The following is a 21,179-nucleotide window of genomic DNA, read 5'->3' on the forward strand; positions in this document are numbered from 1 at the left end:
GCACTCGACAGGATTCGAACCTGTGACCGCTCGGTTCGTAGCCGAGTACTCTATCCAGCTGAGCTACGAGTGCATTTGTGTTTTTAGACCAGATCACAACTGGTTGAAGCCAAGTTATTCACATCACTGCAAACAACTCTTAAATGGTGCACTCGACAGGATTCGAACCTGTGACCGCTCGGTTCGTAGCCGAGTACTCTATCCAGCTGAGCTACGAGTGCATTTGTTGCCGCGCATTATAGGCCGTCTAATCTCTATGTCAAGCACTTTTTCTAGTAATTTCAACAACTTACCGAAGAAGCCAGATTACAACGTACTACGCAAATAATGGCGGAGAACGGGGGATTCGAACCCCCGACACCCTTTTGAGGTGTACTCCCTTAGCAGGGGAGCGCCTTCGGCCACTCGGCCAGCTCTCCGCAACACGGGGCGTATCTTAACCAACCTTTTCCCCGTTTGCAAACATAAAAAACGATAAAAATTAATGGCTTGGTTCTTCGTCCTTCTCTTTCTTTATACGCAGGTAAATTTCCTCACGGTGGACCGCAACCTCTTTCGGGGCGTTGACACCGATGCGCACTTGATTTCCTTTGACGCCGAGCACGGTCACGGTGATTTCGCCATCACCAATAATCAGGCTTTCTGCGCACCGACGAGTCAGAATCAGCATACCTTTCTCCTCACGCATTACATTTTCAGGGACAACAGTCTGCAAAAAAAAGGCACTCGACCTACAACCAAAGTGGTCGAAGGCCTACATGCCTGAGTATTGACCAGCGCGAGCAAAAGAACAGCATTGGGGTCGCGCCGTGCAAAAAAACAAAGGGCGCGGTCAGACCGCGCCCTCTGGCAAACGCATCACTCGCCCTGGCGGACCGGTGCGTCCAGTTCGAAAGCCGTGTGCAAGGCGCGCACAGCCAGTTCCAGGTACTTCTCTTCGATCACCACGGAAACCTTGATTTCCGAAGTCGAGATCATCTGGATGTTGATGGTTTCCTTGGCCAGCGCTTCGAACATGCGGCTGGCGACGCCTGCGTGGGAGCGCATGCCAACGCCGACGATCGACACCTTGGCGATCTTGGTGTCGCCGATGACTTCACGTGCACCCAGCTCGCCAGCGGTTTTCTCCAGCACGGTTTGCGCCGCCTGGTAGTCGTTGCGGTGCACGGTGAAGGTAAAGTCGGTGGTGTTATCGTGCGCGACGTTCTGCACGATCATGTCGACTTCGATGTTCGCGGCGCTGATAGGGCCGAGAATCTTGAAGGCAACGCCTGGGATGTCTGGCACGCCACGGATGGTCAGCTTGGCTTCATCGCGGTTGAAAGCGATACCGGAAATGATCGGCTGTTCCATGGTTTCCTCTTCATCAATAGTAATGAGGGTGCCCGGACCCTCCTTGAAGCTGTGCAATACGCGCAGCGGGACGTTGTACTTGCCGGCGAATTCCACCGCGCGGATCTGCAGAACCTTGGAACCGAGGCTGGCCATTTCCAGCATCTCTTCGAAGGTGATCTTGTCCAGGCGCTGGGCCACGGACACCACGCGCGGGTCTGTGGTGTAGACGCCATCGACGTCGGTGTAGATCTGGCATTCGTCAGCCTTCAGGGCCGCTGCCAGGGCCACGCCGGTGGTGTCGGAACCGCCACGACCGAGGGTGGTGATATTGCCGTGCTCGTCGACGCCCTGGAAACCGGCGACAACCACCACGCGACCGGCCTTAAGGTCACCACGAATCTTCTGGTCGTCGATCTGCAGGATACGCGCTTTGTTGTGTGCGCTATCCGTCAGGATCCGTACCTGGTTGCCGGTGTAGGACACCGCTGGTACACCGCGCTTCATCAACGCCATGGCCAACAGGGCAATCGTCACCTGCTCACCGGTGGAGACGATCACGTCCAGCTCGCGAGGAACCGGTTGATCGCCGCCACTGATTTGCTTGGCCAGATCGATCAGACGGTTGGTTTCGCCGCTCATTGCAGACAGCACAACCACCAGGTCATCGCCGGCATCACGGAATTTCTTAACCTTGTCGGCAACCTGCTCGATTCTCTCGACGGTGCCGACCGAGGTGCCTCCAAATTTCTGTACGATCAAAGCCATTTCAAAGCCGCCTCTGCCCATGAAGGGCGCCCAAATAAACACTCAAACAGCGTTGCGGCCCGCCACTAGACTGCGGACCGCAGACACTGCCTTATAAACCCTGCTCTACAAACGGTACGGTCAGCGCCAGTGCCGCATCCAGGGCGCCAGCGTCGGTACCACCGCCTTGCGCCATGTCTGGACGACCACCGCCCTTCCCGCCCACTGCCGCAGCGGCCTGTTTCATCAAATCACCGGCTTTGAGTTGGCCAGTCAGGTCTTTGGTTACGCCTGCAACCAGAACGACCTTTTCCTCATGGACACTGCCGAGCAGGATCACTGCGCGGCCGAGTTTGTTTTTCAGTTGATCGACCAGCGCCAGCAGCGCCTTGCCATCCTGCCCGTCCAGACGCACGGCCAGCACTTTCACGCCCTTGACGTCCAAGGCTTGCGCCGACAGGTCGTCACCCGCCGCACTGGCGGCCTTGGCTTGCAACTGCTCGAGTTGCTTCTCCAGCAGACGGTTGCGCTCCAGCACAGCCGACAGCTTGTCGATCAGGTTGTCGCGGCTGCCCTTGACCAGGCTGGCCGCTTCCTTGAGTTGCTCTTCCGCAGCGTTCAGGTAAGCCAGTGCCGCAGCGCCTGTCACTGCTTCGATACGGCGCACGCCAGCAGCCACACCGCCTTCGCTGATGATTTTCAGCAGGCCGATGTCGCCGGTACGGTTGGCGTGGATACCACCGCACAGCTCGACGGAGAAATCGCCCATGCTCAGCACGCGCACGTTGTCGCCGTATTTCTCGCCGAACAGCGCCATGGCGCCTTTCTGCTTGGCGGTTTCGATATCGGTTTCTTCGGTTTCAACTTCGGAGTTCTTGCGAATCTCGGCGTTGACGATGTCTTCCAGCGCTTTGAGCTGCTCAGGCTTGATGGCTTCGAAGTGGCTGAAGTCGAAGCGCAGGCGCTGACTGTCGACCAACGAGCCTTTCTGCTGAACGTGATCGCCCAGCACCTGACGCAATGCGGCGTGCAGCAAGTGAGTCGCCGAGTGGTTCAGCGACGTCGCGTGACGCACTTCGGCATCGACGTGAGTCTCGACCGGAGCACCGACGATCAGGCTACCCGAGTCCAGCACACCGTGGTGCAGGAACGCGCCGCCGGTCTTGGTGGTGTCGCGCACGTCGAAACGTGCAGCGCCAGCCTGGAGGAAGCCGCAATCACCGATCTGCCCGCCGGATTCGGCGTAGAACGGCGTCTGGTTCAGAATAACCACGCCCTCGTCGCCTTCATTCAACACGTCGACCGATTGCCCGTCTTTATAGAGAGCAACGATTTTTGCCGAACCGCTGTGGGCGGTGTAGCCGGTGAACTCGGTGTCCACATCGACCTTGACCAGGCTGTTGTAGTCCATGCCGAAGGAGCTGGCCGAACGGGCACGGACGCGCTGGGCTTCCATCTCGCGCTCGAAGCCTGCTTCGTCGATGGTCAGGTTGCGCTCGCGAGCGATGTCGCCAGTCAGGTCCATCGGGAAACCGTAGGTGTCGTAGAGTTTGAACACTACGTCGCCTGGCACCACGTCGCCCTTCAATTCGGCCAGGTCCTGCTCGAGGATCTTCAGGCCCTGTTCCAGGGTCTTGGCGAATTGTTCTTCTTCGGCCTTGAGCACGCGCTCGATATGCGACTGCTGGGATTTCAATTCAGGGAAAGCTTCGCCCATCTCGGCGACCAGGGCCGCGACGATCTGGTAGAAGAAGCTGCCCTTGGCGCCCAGTTTGTTGCCATGACGGCAAGCGCGGCGAATGATGCGGCGCAGCACATAACCGCGGCCTTCGTTGGACGGCAGCACGCCGTCGGCGATCAGGAAGCCGCAGGAACGAATGTGGTCAGCCACGACTTTCAGCGAAGCCTGGGCATCGTTGGTGCAACCGATGGCCTTGGCCGAAGCGCTCAGCAGGCTCTGGAACAGGTCGATTTCATAGTTCGAGTGAACATGCTGCAGCACGGCACTGATCCGCTCCAGGCCCATGCCGGTGTCCACCGATGGCGCTGGCAGCGGGTGCAACACGCCGTCGGCGGTGCGGTTGAACTGCATGAACACGTTGTTCCAGATTTCGATGTAGCGGTCGCCGTCTTCTTCCGGCGAGCCCGGTGGGCCACCCCAGATGTCGGCGCCGTGATCGTAGAAAATCTCGGTGCAAGGGCCGCACGGGCCGGTATCGCCCATGGTCCAGAAGTTGTCGGAGGCGTAAGGCGCGCCCTTGTTGTCGCCGATGCGAACCATGCGCTCGGCCGGAACCCCGATTTCCTTGGTCCAGATGTCGTACGCCTCGTCATCGCTGGCGTAGACGGTGACCCAGAGCTTTTCCTTCGGCAGGTTCAGCCATTTGTCGGAAGTCAGGAAGTTCCAGGCGTAAGTGATGGCGTCACGCTTGAAGTAGTCACCGAAGCTGAAGTTACCCAGCATTTCGAAGAAGGTGTGGTGACGAGCGGTATAACCGACGTTTTCCAGATCGTTGTGCTTGCCGCCGGCGCGCACGCATTTCTGGCTGCTGACGGCGCGGGTGTACGCGCGCTTTTCCTGGCCCAGGAAGCAGTCCTTGAACTGGTTCATCCCCGCGTTGGTGAACAGCAGGGTTGGGTCGTTGCCCGGAATCAAAGAGCTGGAGGCTACACGAGTGTGGCCTTGCTCTTCGAAGAAGCGAAGGAAGGCTTCACGGATTTCTGCGCTTTTCATTAGGTTCTTCCACGGAGGCTGCGGCCAAAGGCCTGTTCGAAACGTCAACAGACGAAGCGACGGCAAAGGGCCGCATTATATCGGCCCTGCGCGCGGGGTACAGCGTGTTTATACGATAGAAACGGTCAATTGGAGCGCTAACGCTATCACTTACTGGAAAAGTCGACGAATGTCGCGACGACCTGCTCGATTTGCGTAGCGCTGACGTCCATGTGCGTGACCATGCGCAGACGAGCGGCAGCACTGAGCTTGATCCCGCGCTCGGCGGCGAATGACTTGAGTGCTTCGGCCCTGTCGCCCATGGCGACGTAAACCATGTTGGTCTGCACCGGCTCGACCTCGAAACCTGCTGCACGCAGGCCTTGCGCCAGCAATTGGGCGTTGGCGTGGTCGTCGGCCAGGCGCTGGACGTTGTGGTCCAGCGCGTACAGGCCCGCCGCCGCCAGGATCCCGGCCTGGCGCATGCCGCCGCCGACCATCTTGCGCAGGCGCCGTGCCTTGCCGATCAGCTCTGCCGAACCGCACAACACCGAACCCACCGGTGCGCCCAGGCCTTTTGACAGGCACACCGAGACGGAATCGAAATGCCGGGTGATTTCCCGCGCATCGACACCCAGCTTGACCGCCGCGTTGTAGAGCCGCGCACCGTCCAGATGCAGTTGCAACCCGTGTTCGCGGGTAAAGTTGCGCGCCCGTGCCAGGTATTCGAGGGGCAGGACCTTGCCCTGCATGGTGTTTTCCAGCGCCAGCAAACGGGTGCGGGCAAAATGGAAGTCGTCCGGCTTGATCGCCGCCGCGACCTGCGCAAGGTCCAGCGAGCCATCGGCCTGTACTTCCAGCGGCTGTGGCTGGATCGAGCCAAGTACCGCCGCCCCGCCACCTTCGTACTTATAGGTGTGAGCCTGCTGGCCGACGATGTATTCGTCACCGCGCTCGCAATGGGCCATCAAGCCCAGCAGGTTGCTCATGGTGCCCGTCGGGACAAACAGTGCGGCAGCAAAACCCAGGCGATTTGCCAGCTCGGCTTCCAGTCGATTGACCGTCGGGTCTTCGCCATACACGTCGTCACCGGTGACGGCGGTGGCCATCGCCTCGAGCATGCCAGGGGTGGGTTGGGTGACGGTGTCGCTGCGAAGATCGATAACGCTCATGAATCTGGCCTCGGTTAGCAGGGGGAAATCCCTTTCAGACGGGAAGTACTGCGGTCATGCCAACCAATATTCAACCCTTGGGCAGCAATCGACTTGCTGTTTCGACGAAAAAGTCGATAGCAATCATCGGATAGCAGCCATGCACAGATGAGAAATATGTGATAAAAAAGCTTCGCCGCCTAACAATCTGGCGGCAAAACGTTCTCAGGGCGGGGTGCAACTCCCCACCGGCGGTAATTGCGTGCAACACGCATAGCCCGCGAGCGCTTGGTGACAGGCACGGCTTTTGCCGTGCATGGCGACAAGGTCAGCAGACCCGGTGTGATTCCGGGGCCGACGGTCATAGTCCGGATGAAGAGAGAACGGGATTGGCGCCAAAGGGCTGTCCGCAGGCACTCGTGCGAGCGTGCATACCCTTAAATCCCATTCGATTCATAAGCCCTGTTTTTCACACAAACAGGAATCAGAACATGCAACCCACCGCAATCGACAGCAAAAGCAAACACCACCATGGCGAACGCGTTGCGTTCATCCAGGCCTGCTGGCACAAGGACATTGTCGACCAGAGCCGTAAAGGCTTCGTCGCTGAAATGATTGCCCAGGGTTATCAGGAGTCCGACATCGATTTCTTCGAAGTCGGCGGCGCCTTTGAAATGCCCCTGCACGCCAAGTTGCTGGCCAAGACCGGCCGTTATGCCGGCATCGTCGCGGCAGCCCTGGTGGTTGACGGCGGGATCTACCGCCACGAGTTCGTCGCCCAGTCGGTCGTCAGCGGCCTGATGCAGGTGCAACTGGAAACGGAAGTGCCAGTGTTCTCGGTATCGCTGACCCCGCACCACTTTCACGCGGGTGAAGAACTGCATCATAAGTTCTTCTTCGAGCATTTCGTGCATAAGGGACAGGAAGCAGCGAAGACGTGCGCGGATACGCTGATGAAGATCCGTAGCCTGCGTCGCACTGAACCGCGCGCCGTAGCTGTCTAAACACTGAACCTTTGGGAGCGAGCCTGCTCGCGATGGTCGTCAACGATTACGCGGGAAGTCTGGCTCCCCGCGGCGCTCTCGGATAAATCGCGAGCAGGCTCGCTCCCACAGTGGTTTTGTGTTGTCCTTAGGCGAGGTTTTCGTCGGTGGTCGGCACGATCAGGATGCCGGCACGCAGGCCATTCTTCACCTTGGGGTTCGGGAAGATGATCCGGGCACCCTCCTCCTCGATGATCCAGCGGGTATTGGCGATGTCTTCCGCCAGCAGGTAACCCACTTCCAGCTCCGAAAAGTTCTCGATATCCACTGGCAGGTTCAGGCGGAAGTTGTCGCTGTGCTTGATGATTTCCCGTGCCACGCTGAACAGCTGCAAACCGTCCAACGCCTCTTCCGCCAACTCCGGCTCGGTGCCTTCGATGATCTGTTTGAGACGGTTTTCCAGCAAGGAAACGTTCACCCCGTCGTTCTGCCCGAACGGTCGCGCCTTGCCCAGTTCAAGGGTAAAGGACTCGGCTCCGAGCTTGTCGTAGGTATAGGAACTGAAGACGATGGACGGCTTGTTCTGCAACAGCACCGCCTCCATGCCTGCGGCGCGAAGCCGGGCCAGTTCCTGGCGTGAATGCTGGCGATCTTCCTTCCAGGGGTACAAGGCGAACTGTTCGATTTTCGAGCCGCGAATCGCCGTGTGCAAATCATAGTGCAGTCGCTGACGATCCGGCAGGCTGAAGAAACTGGCCGCCAGACGCTCCAGCTCACAGGCGCGCAGCGCTTCGGAGCCACTGCTTTGTTCGTGACGGCCATTGAACAGCCGATTGACGTCCTGCTCGACGAAACGCTCGCCCTTGCGAATGGCTTCAGGATTACCGAACAGGAACAGAATGCGGGCACGCGGCTTCAGGTCGCCGCGGGCGATGTCATGCAACAGGCGATCGAGCAGTTCGATCGGCGCTGTTTCGTTGCCGTGGATACCGGCCGATAAAAGCAGGTCCAGGCCATTATCACGGGCTTGCGGCGGTCGCACTTCCAGCGCACCTTCGCTCAACCAGCGCATGCGCACGCCTTCGACAGTCAGTTGAGTCTTCTCCGCCGGTTCGCGGCCGGCGAGGGTCAGTTCAAGCAGTTTGCCGAGGGCGAGCATAGAGCGGTTTCCTTAATGGTCGTGATTGCAATCCGGGCCGTGAACGTGTTCCTCGTCGTCGCCGAGGTCAGCCGGTTCCATCTCCAGTTGCAGACTTACCAGATTAGTCGCCAATGGGCGCAACAGCAGGTTGGCGTATTCAGCATCGCCTTCTTCGACGTCCACGCCGATCAGCAATTGGCCACGACCATCGTGCTGGATCCACAGCTCTTTGCCTTGCCACATGACCGCGACGCGGGTGCAGGACGTTTCCAGTTGCGTGCCGTCGGTGTCTTCAAGGATCAGCTGCAGTTTGTCGCTCATGTCTTTTACGCTCTCAGTGGAGATGAAGCGGCGCGCCGTCGTGCATGACAACGCGCCGTCGATCAATTGATCTGGAATGGATAAACCGCGCCCAGTTTAAGGATTTGCGTCAGTTCATCCAGTGCCGTCCGGCACTCGAGCAGCAATTGCGGGTCCGCCAGATCGTTTTCGGTCATGCGGTCGCGGTAGTGCTTCTCGACCCATTCGGTCAGGGTGCCGTACAACGGTGCCGTCATGATAACGCCTGGGTTGACGGCCGCCAGCTCGGTTTCGTTGAGCGCAACACGCAACCTCAGGCAGGCAGGGCCACCGCCGTTCTGCATGCTCTGCTTGAGATCGAAGACTTTCACTTCGCTGATCTGGCCGCCGGAGCTGGTCAAACCCTGCAGGTATTGCCATACGCGCTCGTTGCCACGGCATTCTTCCGGCACGATCAACAGCATGGAACCGTCAGGACGCGACAGCAACTGGCTATTGAACAGGTAGGAACGCACCGCGTCTTCGACGGTTACCGCGGAACGCGGTACACAGATCGATTGAAATTTCCCACCGACCTTGGCGAGTTTGCTCTGCAGTTCGGCGAGCATTTTCTCGGTCTCGAGGAAAGCGTCCTCGTGATAGAACAGCACTTCACCGTTACCGACCGCGATCACGTCATTGTGGAACACGCCCTGGTCGATCACCGACGGGTTCTGCTGGGCGTAGACCACGCCGTCATCGCTCAGGCCGTGCAGGCGAGCGACTGCCTGCGACGCTTCGAGAGTCTGGCGCGCCGGGTATTTCTGCGGTGCCGGGTAGCGGGTGTCGAAAGCACTGCGACCGAACACGAAGAATTCGACACCGGCTTCGCCGTATTCACGGCAGAAACGCGTGTGGTTGGCTGCGCCTTCGTCACCGAACTGCGCCACGGCCGGCAGCGCGGCGTGGTGGGCGAAGTGCTTCTGGTCGGCGAACATGGCGCCCAACACGCGACTGGTGGTTGGGTGCTCGATGCTGCGGTGGTACTTGCAGTTGAGGTTGGCGGCGGTGAAATGCACGCGGCCATCCGCGGTGTCGGCGCTCGGGCTGACGGTGGCCGCGTTGGCCACCCACATGCTTGAAGCCGAGCAGCTGGCGACCAGCAATGGCATGGCTTCCTTGGCGGCGCGCTCGATGACTTGAGCGTCGGTACCGCCAAAACCCAGGCGACGCAGGGCAGCCACGTCCGGACGTTCCTGTGGCGCCAGCACGCCCTGTTGAAAGCCCATGTCCATCAGCGCTTTCATCTTCGCCAGGCCTTGCAGCGCCGCTTCCTTCGGATTGGAAGACTGCTGGCTGTTGCTCTGGGACGCGACGTTACCGTAGGACAGGCCGCCGTAGTTATGGGTCGGCCCCACTAGACCGTCAAAATTGACTTCATAGGATTTCATCAGCGAGGCTCCACGAGAATCTGTTTGTTATAGGCTTCTGGTAACAATTGAGTAAGACCGCGTGGCGACCTTCGCGAGCAGGCTCGCTCCCACAGGGACATACATTCCAATGTGGGAGCGAGCCTGCTCGCGAATGGCATCACGCCATTTTCACGCCAGGCGTGAGGGCCGCCGGCAACACCAGGCTCGGGGTTTCCAGTGAGGCCACCGGGTATGCGCAGTAATCCGCCGCATAGTAGGCGCTGGCGCGGTGGTTGCCCGAGGCGCCGACGCCACCGAATGGCGCGCTGCTGGCCGCGCCGGTCAATTGCTTGTTCCAGTTGACGATACCGGCGCGGCTTTCCAGCCAGAACTGCTGGTAGCGCGCTTCGGAATCCGACAACAGCCCGGCGGCCAGGCCGTATTCGGTGTCGTTGGCTTCAACGATCGCCGCTTCAAAATCAGCGTAGCGGATCACTTGCAGCAACGGGCCGAACAGCTCTTCGTCCGGGCGCTCAGCGACTGCCGTGACGTCCAGAATGCCCGGGGTCAGCAAGGCGGACTGCGCTTGCGGCTGAGTCATTTCCAGCAGCGCCACGGCGCCGTTGGCCAGCAAATGCTCCTGGGCATCCATCAACGCTTTAGCCGCGCCGAGGGAAATCACCGAGCCCATGAAAGGCGCCGGTTGCTGATCGAACGCGCCGACTTCAATCGTCGAGCTGACCGCCACCAGGCGCGCCAGCAATGTGTCGCCCCAGGCGCCCTGCGGCACCAGCAAGCGGCGGGCACAGGTGCAGCGCTGGCCGGCGGAGATGAACGCCGACTGGATAATGGTGTAGACAGCGGCATCGAGATCGGCGACCTGATCCACTACCAGCGGATTGTTACCCCCCATCTCCAGGGCAAGGATCTTGTCCGGACGACCGGCAAATTGCTGGTGCAGGTGATTGCCGGTACGGCTGGAACCCGTGAAGAACAGGCCGTCGATGCCCGGGCTCGCCGCCAGGGCGATACCGGTTTCGCGAGCGCCCTGCAGCAGGTTCAGCACGCCCGCCGGCAAACCGGCCTCGATCCAGCACTTGACCGTCAGTTCGGCGACTTTCGGCGTCAGCTCACTTGGCTTGAACAGCACACAGTTACCGGCCAGCAAGGCCGGCACGATGTGCCCGTTCGGCAAGTGCCCAGGGAAATTGTAGGGCCCGAACACCGCCACCACACCGTGCGGTTTGTGGCGCAGCACGGCGGTGGCGTCGCCCAGCGGGCCGCTCTTCTCGCCAGTGCGCTCACGGTAGCTCTGCACCGAGATCGCAATCTTGTTGACCATGCTGGTGACTTCGGTGGCGGCTTCCCACAGGGGCTTGCCGGTTTCCTCACCGATGGCATGCGCCAGTTCGTCCGCGTGATTTTTCAGCGCTGCGGCAAAGGCTTCCAACACCGAAATACGTTCTTGCAGGGGGCGACGGGCCCAGCCCGGGAACGCCTGACGCGCAGCCTGTACCGCCGATTCGACCTGATCCGCGGTGGCACCGTTGCCAGACCAAAGGACTTGCTGGGTCACCGGGTTCAGCGACTCAAAAGCTTCGCCCTGACCTGCCAGCCATTCACCTGCGATGTATAGCGATTTCATTATTTCGACTCCCGAGCAGCAGACAACGCCACGGCGCGCACTTGATCGCCTGCGTTGAGTTGAAGACGTTTGGCGGTCAGCGGGTCGACCACCAGCGTGCCGGCGGCCAGACGTGCCGGAGCGGCAGTGATGCGGCAGTCTTCGCGCTTGCGGTTGTGAATGATGAACGGCGTGGCGTCGTCACCCGGCGTGCCGATAGCCAGCACCAGCGCCTGGCTGTCGCGCACGGCGCGGATCTTGCCGGTTTCGCACTCGATGGCCGGGCCCGCGTCGAAAATGTCGACGTAGCCCTGGTAGCTGAAACCTTCGCTCTTGAGCATGGCCAGCGCCGGCTCGGTGTCCGGGTGCACCTGGCCAATCACGTTACGCGCATCGGGCGACAGGAAGCAGGTGTACAGCGGAAACTTCGGCATCAGCTCGGCAATGAAGGCCTTGTTGCCCACGCCGGTCAGATAGTCAGCCTGACTGAATTCCATCTTGAAGAAGTGCCGACCCAGGCTTTCCCAGAACGGTGAACGCCCGGCTTCATCGGAAACCCCGCGCATCTCGGCAATGATCTTGTTGCCAAACAGTTGCGGGAACTCGGCGATGAACAGCATCCGCGCCTTGGACAGCATGCGGCCATTGAGGCCACTGCGGTAATCGGCATGCAGGAACAGCGAGCACAACTCGGAATTGCCGGTCAGGTCATTGGCCAGGAACAGCGTCGGGATTTCACGGTAGATGTTCAGCTCTTGCGAAGCACTGACCGTCAGGCCGACCCGGAAGTTGTACCAGGGCTCACGCAGGCCCACGGCGCCAGCGATGGCGGAAATGCCCACCACGCGGCCATTGTCGTCTTCGAGCACGAACAGGTAGTCCGCATCGGCTCGCCCGGCTTCGCCACGGAAGGTCTTCTCGGCCCAACCGACCCGGTGGGCCAGACGCTCTTCGTTGGCCGGCAAGGTGGTCAGGCCGGTGCCGGTGCTGCGGGCCAGGTCGATCAGAGCGGGTAAATCGCTGCTGCGTACGGGACGAACGATCATGCTATCTCCTCAAACGGGCCGCTTGCGCCACCCGTGAAACTCGCTGCTTTTCAGGCATTTTTTTCAAGCAGGCGTTAAACCGCCACCAGGCGCACGCTCGCACCTTCACCGACACCCAGGGTTTCGGCCGCTTCCAGATCCAGGGTCACGGGCTTGCCCGGCGCGTAATCGAGCTCGAGCATGATTGCGCGGTAATCCTGCAACTGGGCATTGGCCACCAGGTATTGTCGACCGGCACCCTTGACCGGCTCACCGATTTTCACCGGCACCACACGGCTCTGGGCGATCGAACGGACCCCCGAGACACGGGCATGCAAGGTCGGGCCGCCATCGAAGATGTCGATGTAGTGATCGGTTTCGAAGCCTTCGCGCATCAGGATGTCGAAGGTGATCTGCGCCCTAGGGTGCACCTGGCCCATGGCTTCCTGAGCAGAGTCCGGCAGCAGCGGGACGTAGATCGGGTAGTGCGGCATCAGTTCGGCGAGGAAGGTCCGGCTCTTCAGGCCGCACAGACGTTCGGCTTCGGCGTAGTTGAGATCGAAGAAGTTGCGGCCGATGGCATCCCAGAACGGCGAATCGCCATTTTCGTCGCTGTAGCCGACGATCTCGGTCACCACTGAATCGGCGAAGCGCTCCGGGTGGCTGGCCACGAACAGCAAGCGGCCACGTGAATTGAGCTCGGCCCACGGTGAACCCACCAGCTCACGCTGCACGTAGAAACTGGTCAACAGGCTGTTGCCCGTGAGGTCGTGGCACTGCGAGAGCACGTGGATCTTGTTATGAATCTTCAGCTCGCGGGAGGCGTGCACGAAGGTTTCATTACGGAAACTGTAGAACGGCTCGGAATAACCCGCCGAGGCGACAATCGCCGAACAGCCCACCAACTTGCCGGTGGCCGTGTCTTCAAGTACGAAGAAATAGCTCTCTTCACCGTTGAAGCTGACTTCGGCAGCGAACGAGGCTTCGCTCGCGGCGATCTTGTCGCTCAGGCGTTCAACGTCATCCGGCAAGGAAGTGACACCAATCGGGCTGTCCGCAGCCAGACGCTGTACCTCGCCCAGATCAGCCATTTGCGCGGGGCGCATCACCAGCATGGTGTCACTCCTTTCTCATACTCTTGAGGAAAATAAGCCGGACCCTTGTGGGAGCGAGCCTGCTCGCGAAGGTATGTCAGCAACATTGATGTCGACTGAAACACCTTCGCGAGCAGGCTCGCTCCCACATAAAAAACGGGCCCGGCATAAAAATTGGGTTCGACGCCTGACTTGCAGGCGTCGAAGGGTCTATCAGGCTTGCGTCAGTTTTGCCGCGGCACGTTCGAAACGGTCCAGACCTTCGTCGATGTCCGCGTCTTCGACCACCAGGCTTGGCGCGAAACGCACCACGTCCGGGCCGGCTTGCAGCACCATCAGGCCTTCTTTTTCAGCGGCGTTGAAAATGTCCTTGGCCTTGCCTTTCCAGGCATCGCTCAGTACGCAACCGATCAACAGCCCCAGGCCACGAACCTGGGTGAACAGACCGTACTTCTCGCCGATCTGCTCAAGGCGTGCCTTGAACTTGTCGTGCTTGGCATTGACGCCGGCCAGCACTTGGGGTGTGTTGATCACATCGATCACGGCTTCGGCGACTGCGCACGCCAGCGGGTTGCCGCCGTAGGTGGTGCCGTGGGTGCCGACAACCAGATGCTTGGCCAGGTCTTCGGTGGTCAGCATTGCCGCGATCGGGAAACCGCCGCCCAGGCTCTTGGCGCTGGTCAGGATGTCCGGAATCACGCCGTAATGCTGATAGGCAAACAGATGGCCGGTACGGCCCATGCCGGTTTGCACTTCGTCGAAGATCAACAGCGCGTTGTGCGCGGTGCAGAGTTCGCGGGCACCTTGCAGGTATTCGAGTTCCGCCGGGATCACACCGCTCTCACCCTGGATCGGCTCCAGTACCACGGCGCAGGTCTTGTCGGAAATGGCAGCTTTTAGCGCGGCCAGGTCGTTGTACGGCACATGGGTGATACCGGTGATTTTCGGACCGAAGCCATCGGAGTACTTCGACTGGCCACCGACGTTCACGGTGAACAGGGTACGGCCGTGGAAGCTGTTGAGCGCGGCGATGATCTCGTACTTCTCGCTGCCGAAGCGGTCGAAACCGACACGACGGGCCAGCTTGAAGGCCGCTTCGTTGGCTTCGGCGCCAGAGTTGCAGAAGAAAGCACGCTCGGCAAAGGTGGCATCGACCAGCTTATGGGCCAGGCGCAGGGCCGGCTCATTGGTGAACACGTTGGACACGTGCCACAGCTTGTTGGCCTGCTCGGTCAAGGCACCGACCAGCGCCGGATGTGCGTGGCCCAATACGTTGACGGCGATCCCGCCGGCGAAGTCGACCAGCTCGCGACCGGACTGGTCCCAAACGCGGGAACCGGCGCCACGCACGGGAATGAAGGCGGCTGGCGCATAGTTGGGAACCATTACCTGATCGAAATCGGCGCGTTCTACCGCAGCGTGCTCAACGGACATCGGAGTCTCCTGAAGAGAAAACACTCGCCTGAAACTGGCGAGCTTGGTGAGGATTGTAAGGACAGTTTTCAGCCCGGCCTTGCCGCCAAGCGACAACTTCTTATAGCGCCAAACCCGGTTTTGCCCGGGTTTATGGCAATGCGACAAATAGGGTCGCAAAGGCGCAGTTTAACTGGCCGACCGGGTTAACGGCAGGGTTGCGGGGATTTGATTTGCGGCACCCGCCCACCCCGACTCTCTACTGCGGGTTGATTGCGCAAATGCGGACATGGAGATGAGGGCTTGAATGCAAAAGGCCATGGGAACAATGCCATGGCCTTTTGTGCTGGGATTAGCCGCGTTCCGACGGAACCGACGACAATTCGAACGGGCTGCTGCTGCGCCGCTGGTTACGATCTTCGCGCGGCGTGGCGCCGAAGAAATTGCGGTAGGCGCTGGAGAAGTGCGGGCCCGAAGAGAAACCACAGGACAGGCCGATCTGGATGATCGACTTGCTGGTTTGCATCAACATCTGCCGCGCCTTGTTCAGGCGAAGTTCCAGGTAGTACTGGCTCGGCACGCGGTTGAGGTATTGCTTGAAGATCCGTTCCAGTTGTCGACGGGACACGCACACATGCTGGGCGATTTCGTCTGTGGTCAGCGGCTCCTCGATGTTCGCTTCCATCAGCAGCACCGCCTGGGTGAGCTTTGGATGACTGGAGCCCAGGCGGTTCTGCAATGGGATGCGTTGGCGCTCACCGCCTTCGCGAATACGCTCGACCACCAATTCTTCCGACACCGCGCCGGCCAGTTCGGCGCCGTGATCGCGAGCCAGTACCGCCAACAGCAAGTCGAGCACCGACATGCCGCCACAGGCGGTCAGACGATCGCGATCCCAATCGAACAGATGACTGGTGGCGATGACTTTCGGAAAACGTTCGGCGAAGTCGTCCTGCCAGCGCCAGTGCACCGCAGCGCGGTAGCCGTCGAGCAAGCCCAGTTGCGCCAACGGATAAACACCGGCCGACAGCCCGCCGATCACACAACCGGCACGCACCAACTGCTTGAGCGCACTGCTCAGGGCCGGCGCGAGACTGGTCGGCGGCTCATCGGCGAGCAGGAACAGTTTCTGGAAGTTTTCGAGCTTGCCGGCCCAGGGTTCACCGGGCAATTGCCACTGACCTTCGCCCTGCGGTTCGGCCTGCAGGAACGACAGCTCATAAACCACGTCGGGATGCACACGCTGGGCAACCCGCAAGGCCTCCTCAGCCAGCGCCAGCGTCAGTGCTTTTGTGCTGGGCCATATCAGGAAACCTATTCGATGGGCAGTCATGGGCGAGCGATCCGAAGCGAAGAACAGTGATGAAGGCATGGGCCAATGCTAGCCCGTAAATGAACACAAATCTCAAAAGCCCGCACAGATCCCCTGTAGGAGCTGTCGAGTGAAACGAGGCTGCGATCTTTTGACGTGAACAATCAACATCAAAAGATCGCAGCCTTCGGCAGCTCCTACGAGGTGCACAACGAGAGTCTTGATTACTTCAGGCTACCCGAAAGGAACTGTTGCAAACGTTCGGACTGTGGATTGACCAGCACCTCACGCGGGTTGCCGCTTTCTTCAACAACGCCTTTGTGCAGGAACACCAGCTGGTTCGACACTTCACGGGCGAAGCCCATTTCGTGGGTCACCACGACCATGGTCCGGCCTTCCTGGGCCAGGGCCTGCATGACCTTCAGCACGTCACCGACCAGTTCCGGGTCGAGGGCCGAAGTCGGTTCGTCGAACAGCATCACCTCAGGTTCCATCGCCAGCGCACGGGCGATCGCCACACGCTGCTGTTCGCCGCCGGACATATGGCCCGGGTAAGCATCTTTACGATGAGCGACGCCCACTTTGTTCAGGTAGTGCTCGGCTTTTTCGCGAGCTTCGGCCTTGGACACACCGAGCACGTGAACCGGCGCTTCCATGATGTTTTCCAGCGCGGTCATGTGCGACCACAGGTTGAAATGCTGGAACACCATCGACAGGCGCGAACGCATGCGTTGCAGCTGTTTCGGGTCGGCGGCCTTCAGCGCGCCGTCCTTGTTCGCCACCAGCTTCAGCTCTTCGTTGTTGAGCAGGATCTTGCCGGCGTGCGGCTGTTCCAGCAGGTTGATGCAGCGCAGGAAGGTACTCTTGCCGGAGCCACTGGAGCCGATGATGCTGATCACATCGCCGGCCGCCGCTTTCAGGGACACGCCCTTGAGCACTTCGTGACTGCCATAGCGTTTATGCAGGTCTTGGACTTCAAGCTTGTACATGCGGTCGGTTCTCACAAAAACAGTCAGTCAGTCGTTGAGCAAGCGCCCGTGACGCAGCGCTTCGCGCCCCGCCACCTTGGCCAGCCAGAAACCGGGTTGGGCGTAACGCAGCCGTTCAATGGCAAACAGCACCCCGGACGTACCAGCACACACCGTGCTGACCCGATCCGCCAGCGGATCGATCACTTCGAAAATTTCATCGCCTGCCTCAACCCATTCACCGGGTTTGCGCAGGAAACTCACCACACCCGGATGCGGGGCGAACAGCAGTTCGGTGCCTTCGAACGGCAGGCCTTCGCAAGGTTCGTGCGCCGCGTTCGGCCACTCGCCACTGATCAGGCCTTGCTCGGCGAGGAACGCCAGGATGCCTTCGGCGTGAGCCTCGGATTGCGCGCGACCGGTGTCGGCCTGACCACCCAATTCAATGGTAGTCGCCAGGCACGCCAGCGGAATCTGCGCATCCGGGAACAGACGCGACAGGCGCAGCCACGGCAGCGAACAGGCTTCGTCGAAGGAGCTGCCGCCGGAATCTTCCGCCAGCAAGCCAACCTTCACATCCAGGTGCGCCGCCAGCGAGCGCCACTGCGGCCAGTGCTGCGGCAAGGCGTACATGTGCAGCGCCGCTTCGGCATCGCAATGCAGGTCCAGCACCACATCGGCGGTGCAGGCGTGGCTGAGCAGAACACGCTGCATGCCTTGCAACTGACTGCTCGCCTCAGGCAATGCCGCCAGGTGATCACTCATGGCCTGGCGGATCAAACGAATATTGGCGTGCGGATCGTCACCCAGATGCCCATCAAGTTGCGCAGCCACTGGCGCGCTCAACTCAACGAAATCCCGATTGAAATTCTTGCCGCTACCGGCCTCGAAACGCCCTTGATGATTGCCCTGAAGCAACTGGCCGAGGCCCAGTGGATTGGCCACCGGCACCAACTCGATCACACCGTTCAACAGACCTTGGGCTTCGAGTTCGGCCAGGCGCTTCTTCAGGGCCCAGGCGGTGCGCATGCCCGGCAATTCATCGGCGTGCAGGCTGGCCTGGATGTAAGCCTTGCGCTCGCCACCACCGAAGCGGAATACCGAAATCCGGCGTTCGCTACCGAGGTGGCTCCACGGCAAAGCATGATCGATGCGTTCCATATCAGTGCTTCCGCGGGGCCAGGTAGCCCAGCCAGCGGCGCTCGGCCATCTTGAACAACTTCACCAGGATGAAGGTCAGGCACAGGTAGAACACGCCGGCGGTGATGTACGCCTCGAACGGCAGGTAGAACTGGGCGTTGACCGTGCGCGCAGCACCGGTAATGTCGATCAGGGTCACGATGGACGCCAGGCTGGTGGTCTGCAACATCATGATCACTTCGTTGCTGTACTGCGGCAGCGCACGGCGCAGGGCCGACGGCAGCAGGATGCGCTTGTACATCTTGACCCGCGACATGCCCATGGCCTTGGCTGCTTCGATCTCGCCGTTCGGCGTAGCGCGCAGGCTGCCGGCGATGATTTCGGCGGTGTAGGCGCTGGTGTTGATCGCGAACGCCAGGCACGCGCAGAACGTTGCGCTGGACAGCCACGGCCACAAGAAGCTTTCGCGAACGGCTTCGAACTGTGCCAGGCCGTAGTAGATCAAGAACAGCTGCACCAGCATCGGCGTGCCGCGGATCACGTAGGTGTAGAGCCACGCCGTCATGTTGACCACGGCATTTTTCGAGACGCGCATCAGGCCCAGCGGCAACGCACACAGCAGGCCGAAGAACAGCGACAGCGCGAGCAACTTGAGGGTGGTCACCAGGCCGCCGAAGTACAGCGGCAAGGCCTCCCAAATGACGTTGTAGTCGAAGATCATAGCTCAGCCGCCCTTACGCCTACCGAGTAGCGCTTCTCGAGGTGACGCAATGCCAGCAACGAGACACTGGTGATCACCAGGTACATCGCCGCCACTGCGAGGAAGAAGGTGAAAGGCTCACGGGTAGCATCTGCCGCCTGCTTGGCCTTGAACATCATGTCTTGCAGGCCCACCACCGAAATCAGCGCGGTAGCCTTGGTCAGCACCAGCCAGTTGTTGGTGAAACCGGGAATCGCCAGGCGAATCATCTGCGGTACCAACACCCGGAAGAACACCTGGAAACTGCTCATGCCGTAGGCCATGCCGGCTTCGGCCTGCCCCTTGGGGATCGCCATGAACGCGCCACGGAAGGTTTCCGACAGGTAGGCACCAAAGATGAAGCCCAGGGTGCCGATACCGGCGGCCAAGGGGTTCAGGTCGATGTATTCGTCATAACCCAGCATCGGCGCGACGCGGTTGAGCAGGTCCTGGCCGCCGTAGAAAATCAGCAGGATCAGCACCAGGTCTGGAATGCCGCGAATCACCGTGGAATACAGGTCGCCCAGCCAGGCCAGCCAGCGCACTGGCGACAGGCGAAGCGCCACGCCAATCAGGCCCAGGACAATGGCCAGGGCCATGGACGACAAGGCGAGCTGAAGCGTCAGCCAAACGCCATCGAGGATGACAGCCCCGTAGCCTTTCAACATGATTCAGGTCCTCGAAAGTTGGGATGAAAAAATGGCGCAAACCTCAGAGATCCTGTTGCTTGCGCCATTTCGGACTTGTCGTTGCGACGTACTTACTTACCGTAAATGTCGAAATCGAAGTACTTGTCCTGGATTTGCTTGTACTTGCCGTTCTCGCGAATGGCGGCGATCGCGGTGTTGATCTTGTCTTTCAGCGCGTCACCCTTGCGAACGGCGATACCCACGCCGTCGCCGAAGTATTTGACGTCAGTGAAGGCAGGCCCCACGAAGGCGAAACCTTTACCTGCGTCGGTTTTCAGGAAGCCGTCATTCAACAGGGTAGCGTCTGCCACGGTGCCGTCGAGGCGGCCGGCGGCCACGTCGAGATAAATTTCGTTCTGCGAGCCGTAAGGCTTGATTTCGGCACCCAGCGGGGCCAGCACTTCACGGGCGAAACGCTCGTGGATCGAACCACGTTGCACGCCGATGTTCTTGCCCTTGAGCTCAGCCAGGTTGTCGCCCACCTGAGTACCGGCCTTCATGACCAGGCGCGCCGGGGTGTTGTAGTACTTGTTGGTGAAGTCCACGGACTTCTTGCGGTCTTCAGTGATCGACATGGACGACAGGATCGCGTCGATCTTGCGCACCTTCAGCGCAGGGATCAGACCGTCGAACTCTTGTTCAACCCACACGCACTTGACCTTCATCTCTTCGCACAGGGCGTTACCGATGTCGTAGTCGAAACCCACGATGCTGCCGTCCGGCGCTTTCGAAGCGAACGGAGGGTAAGCCGCTTCGATACCGATCTTCAGAGGTTTTTCATCGGCGAAGGATGGCAGGGACAGCACGGCGGACATAGCCAGGGCGCCAAGCAGCACGAGTTTCTTCATCTTGGGACTCCATCGGTAAAGGGCTAAAACGGCAGAGTGAGCGATAGCCCAATATGCGAATGAGTGGAACCGGAAAGCGTTGCTGCGTCCTGGGATGCAGGTGTTGAAATTCAACACGGGCAACGACGAGCAAGTGATCGGCATTCTAACGACAGGCCCGAAGCCGATATTTCTTCAATGCGACAACTAATTACAGAAGCACCGAGAAAGCCGCCCGGGCACGTTGACAGCCTTGCAGAATCATGCAAGAGCAAAAGACAGTGAACCGATCAATATTGCAAGTTGCGGGCCTATTATTGGCAAACCCTTCTAATCCGGCAAGCGCAGCGTGGATTCTTATTGTTTGTGGAGGCCCCCAACAGGGCTTGGCGTTTCCCAATGCCCCGAATCGGCGCAGCGCGGTTACACATTCAGTAACTTGAAAGCTCGCGGGTAACAGTAGGAAACCTCCCACAGGGGAAGCCGATAATTATTGGCTCATGTTTATTTGGCACCTGACGGTCCGCCTTCGCGAGCAGGCTCGCTCCCACAGTTTTTTGATCACCACTAATCCCCTGTGGGAGCGAGCC

At 60.0% G+C, this 21,179-nt stretch carries 18 protein-coding genes, 3 tRNA genes and 1 riboswitch; of the genes, 1 reads left to right on the forward strand and 20 read right to left on the reverse strand.

All coding sequences use genetic code 11. From position 1 onward, the window contains the following. The 7 genes from AC3WWR_RS28150 to ltaE all read right to left on the reverse strand — a co-directional run bounded on the left by AC3WWR_RS28150 (position 1) and on the right by ltaE (position 5,964). Positions 1-73, reverse strand: a tRNA-Arg gene (locus tag AC3WWR_RS28150). A 71-nt stretch (positions 74-144) separates the two neighbouring features. Further along, positions 145-221: transfer RNA gene (locus tag AC3WWR_RS28155), tRNA-Arg, on the reverse strand. 107 nt (positions 222-328) lie between these two features. After that, a tRNA-Ser gene (locus AC3WWR_RS28160) sits at positions 329-419 on the reverse strand. Between the two features lie 62 nt (positions 420-481). Continuing rightward, a complete protein-coding gene (gene csrA / locus AC3WWR_RS28165; protein WP_002554426.1) occupies positions 482-670 on the reverse strand; it encodes a carbon storage regulator CsrA in 189 nt (62 codons plus the stop codon). Between the two features lie 188 nt (positions 671-858). Then, positions 859-2,100 carry an aspartate kinase gene (locus AC3WWR_RS28170; RefSeq protein WP_008057978.1) on the reverse strand — a complete coding sequence of 414 codons (1,242 nt, stop codon included), beginning with the start codon at positions 2,098-2,100 and terminating at the stop codon, positions 859-861. Positions 2,101-2,191: 91 nt separating this feature from the next. Next, a complete protein-coding gene (gene alaS / locus AC3WWR_RS28175) occupies positions 2,192-4,813 on the reverse strand; it encodes an alanine--tRNA ligase (RefSeq protein WP_020800783.1) in 2,622 nt (873 codons plus the stop codon). Between the two features lie 146 nt (positions 4,814-4,959). Next, entirely contained in the window at positions 4,960-5,964 is a 1,005-nt protein-coding gene (gene ltaE / locus AC3WWR_RS28180) for a low-specificity L-threonine aldolase (RefSeq protein WP_033044644.1), read from the reverse strand. Between the two features lie 196 nt (positions 5,965-6,160). Beyond that, positions 6,161-6,332, forward strand: a riboswitch (FMN riboswitch). Between the two features lie 102 nt (positions 6,333-6,434). Between ltaE and AC3WWR_RS28185 the strand changes: the two genes are divergently transcribed. After that, positions 6,435-6,947 carry a 6,7-dimethyl-8-ribityllumazine synthase gene (locus AC3WWR_RS28185; protein ID WP_020800781.1) on the forward strand — a complete coding sequence of 171 codons (513 nt, stop codon included), beginning with the start codon at positions 6,435-6,437 and terminating at the stop codon, positions 6,945-6,947. 127 nt (positions 6,948-7,074) lie between these two features. On the opposite strand, the gene astE is transcribed toward AC3WWR_RS28185, so the two are convergent. From astE to AC3WWR_RS28250, 13 genes are all read right to left on the reverse strand, one after another. Continuing rightward, positions 7,075-8,085, reverse strand: coding sequence for a succinylglutamate desuccinylase (astE, locus tag AC3WWR_RS28190; RefSeq protein WP_020800780.1), 1,011 nt, complete (start codon positions 8,083-8,085; stop codon positions 7,075-7,077). A 12-nt stretch (positions 8,086-8,097) separates the two neighbouring features. After that, on the reverse strand, positions 8,098-8,388 hold the full coding sequence (locus tag AC3WWR_RS28195; RefSeq protein ID WP_008057983.1) for a hypothetical protein: 291 nt from the start codon (positions 8,386-8,388) through the stop codon (positions 8,098-8,100). A gap of 62 nt (positions 8,389-8,450) precedes the next feature. Further along, positions 8,451-9,797: an N-succinylarginine dihydrolase gene (gene astB / locus AC3WWR_RS28200; RefSeq protein WP_033043290.1), complete on the reverse strand. Its 1,347-nt coding sequence runs from the start codon at positions 9,795-9,797 to the stop codon at positions 8,451-8,453. Between the two features lie 139 nt (positions 9,798-9,936). Then, entirely contained in the window at positions 9,937-11,406 is a 1,470-nt protein-coding gene (astD, locus tag AC3WWR_RS28205) for a succinylglutamate-semialdehyde dehydrogenase (protein ID WP_454866406.1), read from the reverse strand. Further along, positions 11,403-12,428: an arginine N-succinyltransferase gene (astA, locus tag AC3WWR_RS28210; RefSeq protein ID WP_020800777.1), complete on the reverse strand. Its 1,026-nt coding sequence runs from the start codon at positions 12,426-12,428 to the stop codon at positions 11,403-11,405. The genes astD and astA overlap by 4 nt, the downstream gene beginning before the upstream one ends. Before the next feature lie 74 nt (positions 12,429-12,502). Next, entirely contained in the window at positions 12,503-13,522 is a 1,020-nt protein-coding gene (aruF, locus tag AC3WWR_RS28215; RefSeq protein ID WP_432668521.1) for an arginine/ornithine succinyltransferase subunit alpha, read from the reverse strand. Positions 13,523-13,714: 192 nt separating this feature from the next. Beyond that, positions 13,715-14,935: an aspartate aminotransferase family protein gene (locus AC3WWR_RS28220; RefSeq protein WP_020800774.1), complete on the reverse strand. Its 1,221-nt coding sequence runs from the start codon at positions 14,933-14,935 to the stop codon at positions 13,715-13,717. Between the two features lie 331 nt (positions 14,936-15,266). Then, positions 15,267-16,247 carry a transcriptional regulator ArgR gene (argR, locus tag AC3WWR_RS28225; protein ID WP_033043292.1) on the reverse strand — a complete coding sequence of 327 codons (981 nt, stop codon included), beginning with the start codon at positions 16,245-16,247 and terminating at the stop codon, positions 15,267-15,269. 203 nt (positions 16,248-16,450) lie between these two features. Beyond that, entirely contained in the window at positions 16,451-17,215 is a 765-nt protein-coding gene (locus AC3WWR_RS28230) for an ABC transporter ATP-binding protein (protein ID WP_007971015.1), read from the reverse strand. 27 nt (positions 17,216-17,242) lie between these two features. After that, positions 17,243-18,355, reverse strand: coding sequence for a M14 family metallopeptidase (locus AC3WWR_RS28235; RefSeq protein ID WP_020800772.1), 1,113 nt, complete (start codon positions 18,353-18,355; stop codon positions 17,243-17,245). Between the two features lies 1 nt (position 18,356). Beyond that, complete coding sequence (locus AC3WWR_RS28240; protein ID WP_020800771.1) at positions 18,357-19,055, reverse strand: ABC transporter permease; 699 nt, start codon at positions 19,053-19,055, stop codon at positions 18,357-18,359. Next, positions 19,052-19,741 (reverse strand): ABC transporter permease, encoded by a 690-nt coding sequence (locus tag AC3WWR_RS28245; protein WP_008058010.1) that lies wholly within the window; start codon positions 19,739-19,741, stop codon positions 19,052-19,054. Before AC3WWR_RS28245 ends, AC3WWR_RS28240 begins: the two co-directional genes overlap by 4 nt. Before the next feature lie 92 nt (positions 19,742-19,833). Then, on the reverse strand, positions 19,834-20,610 hold the full coding sequence (locus tag AC3WWR_RS28250) for an ABC transporter substrate-binding protein (RefSeq protein ID WP_020800770.1): 777 nt from the start codon (positions 20,608-20,610) through the stop codon (positions 19,834-19,836). Positions 20,611-21,179 lie beyond the last annotated feature (569 nt).

The organism is Pseudomonas sp. EB271-G4-1, from assembly GCF_058791355.1.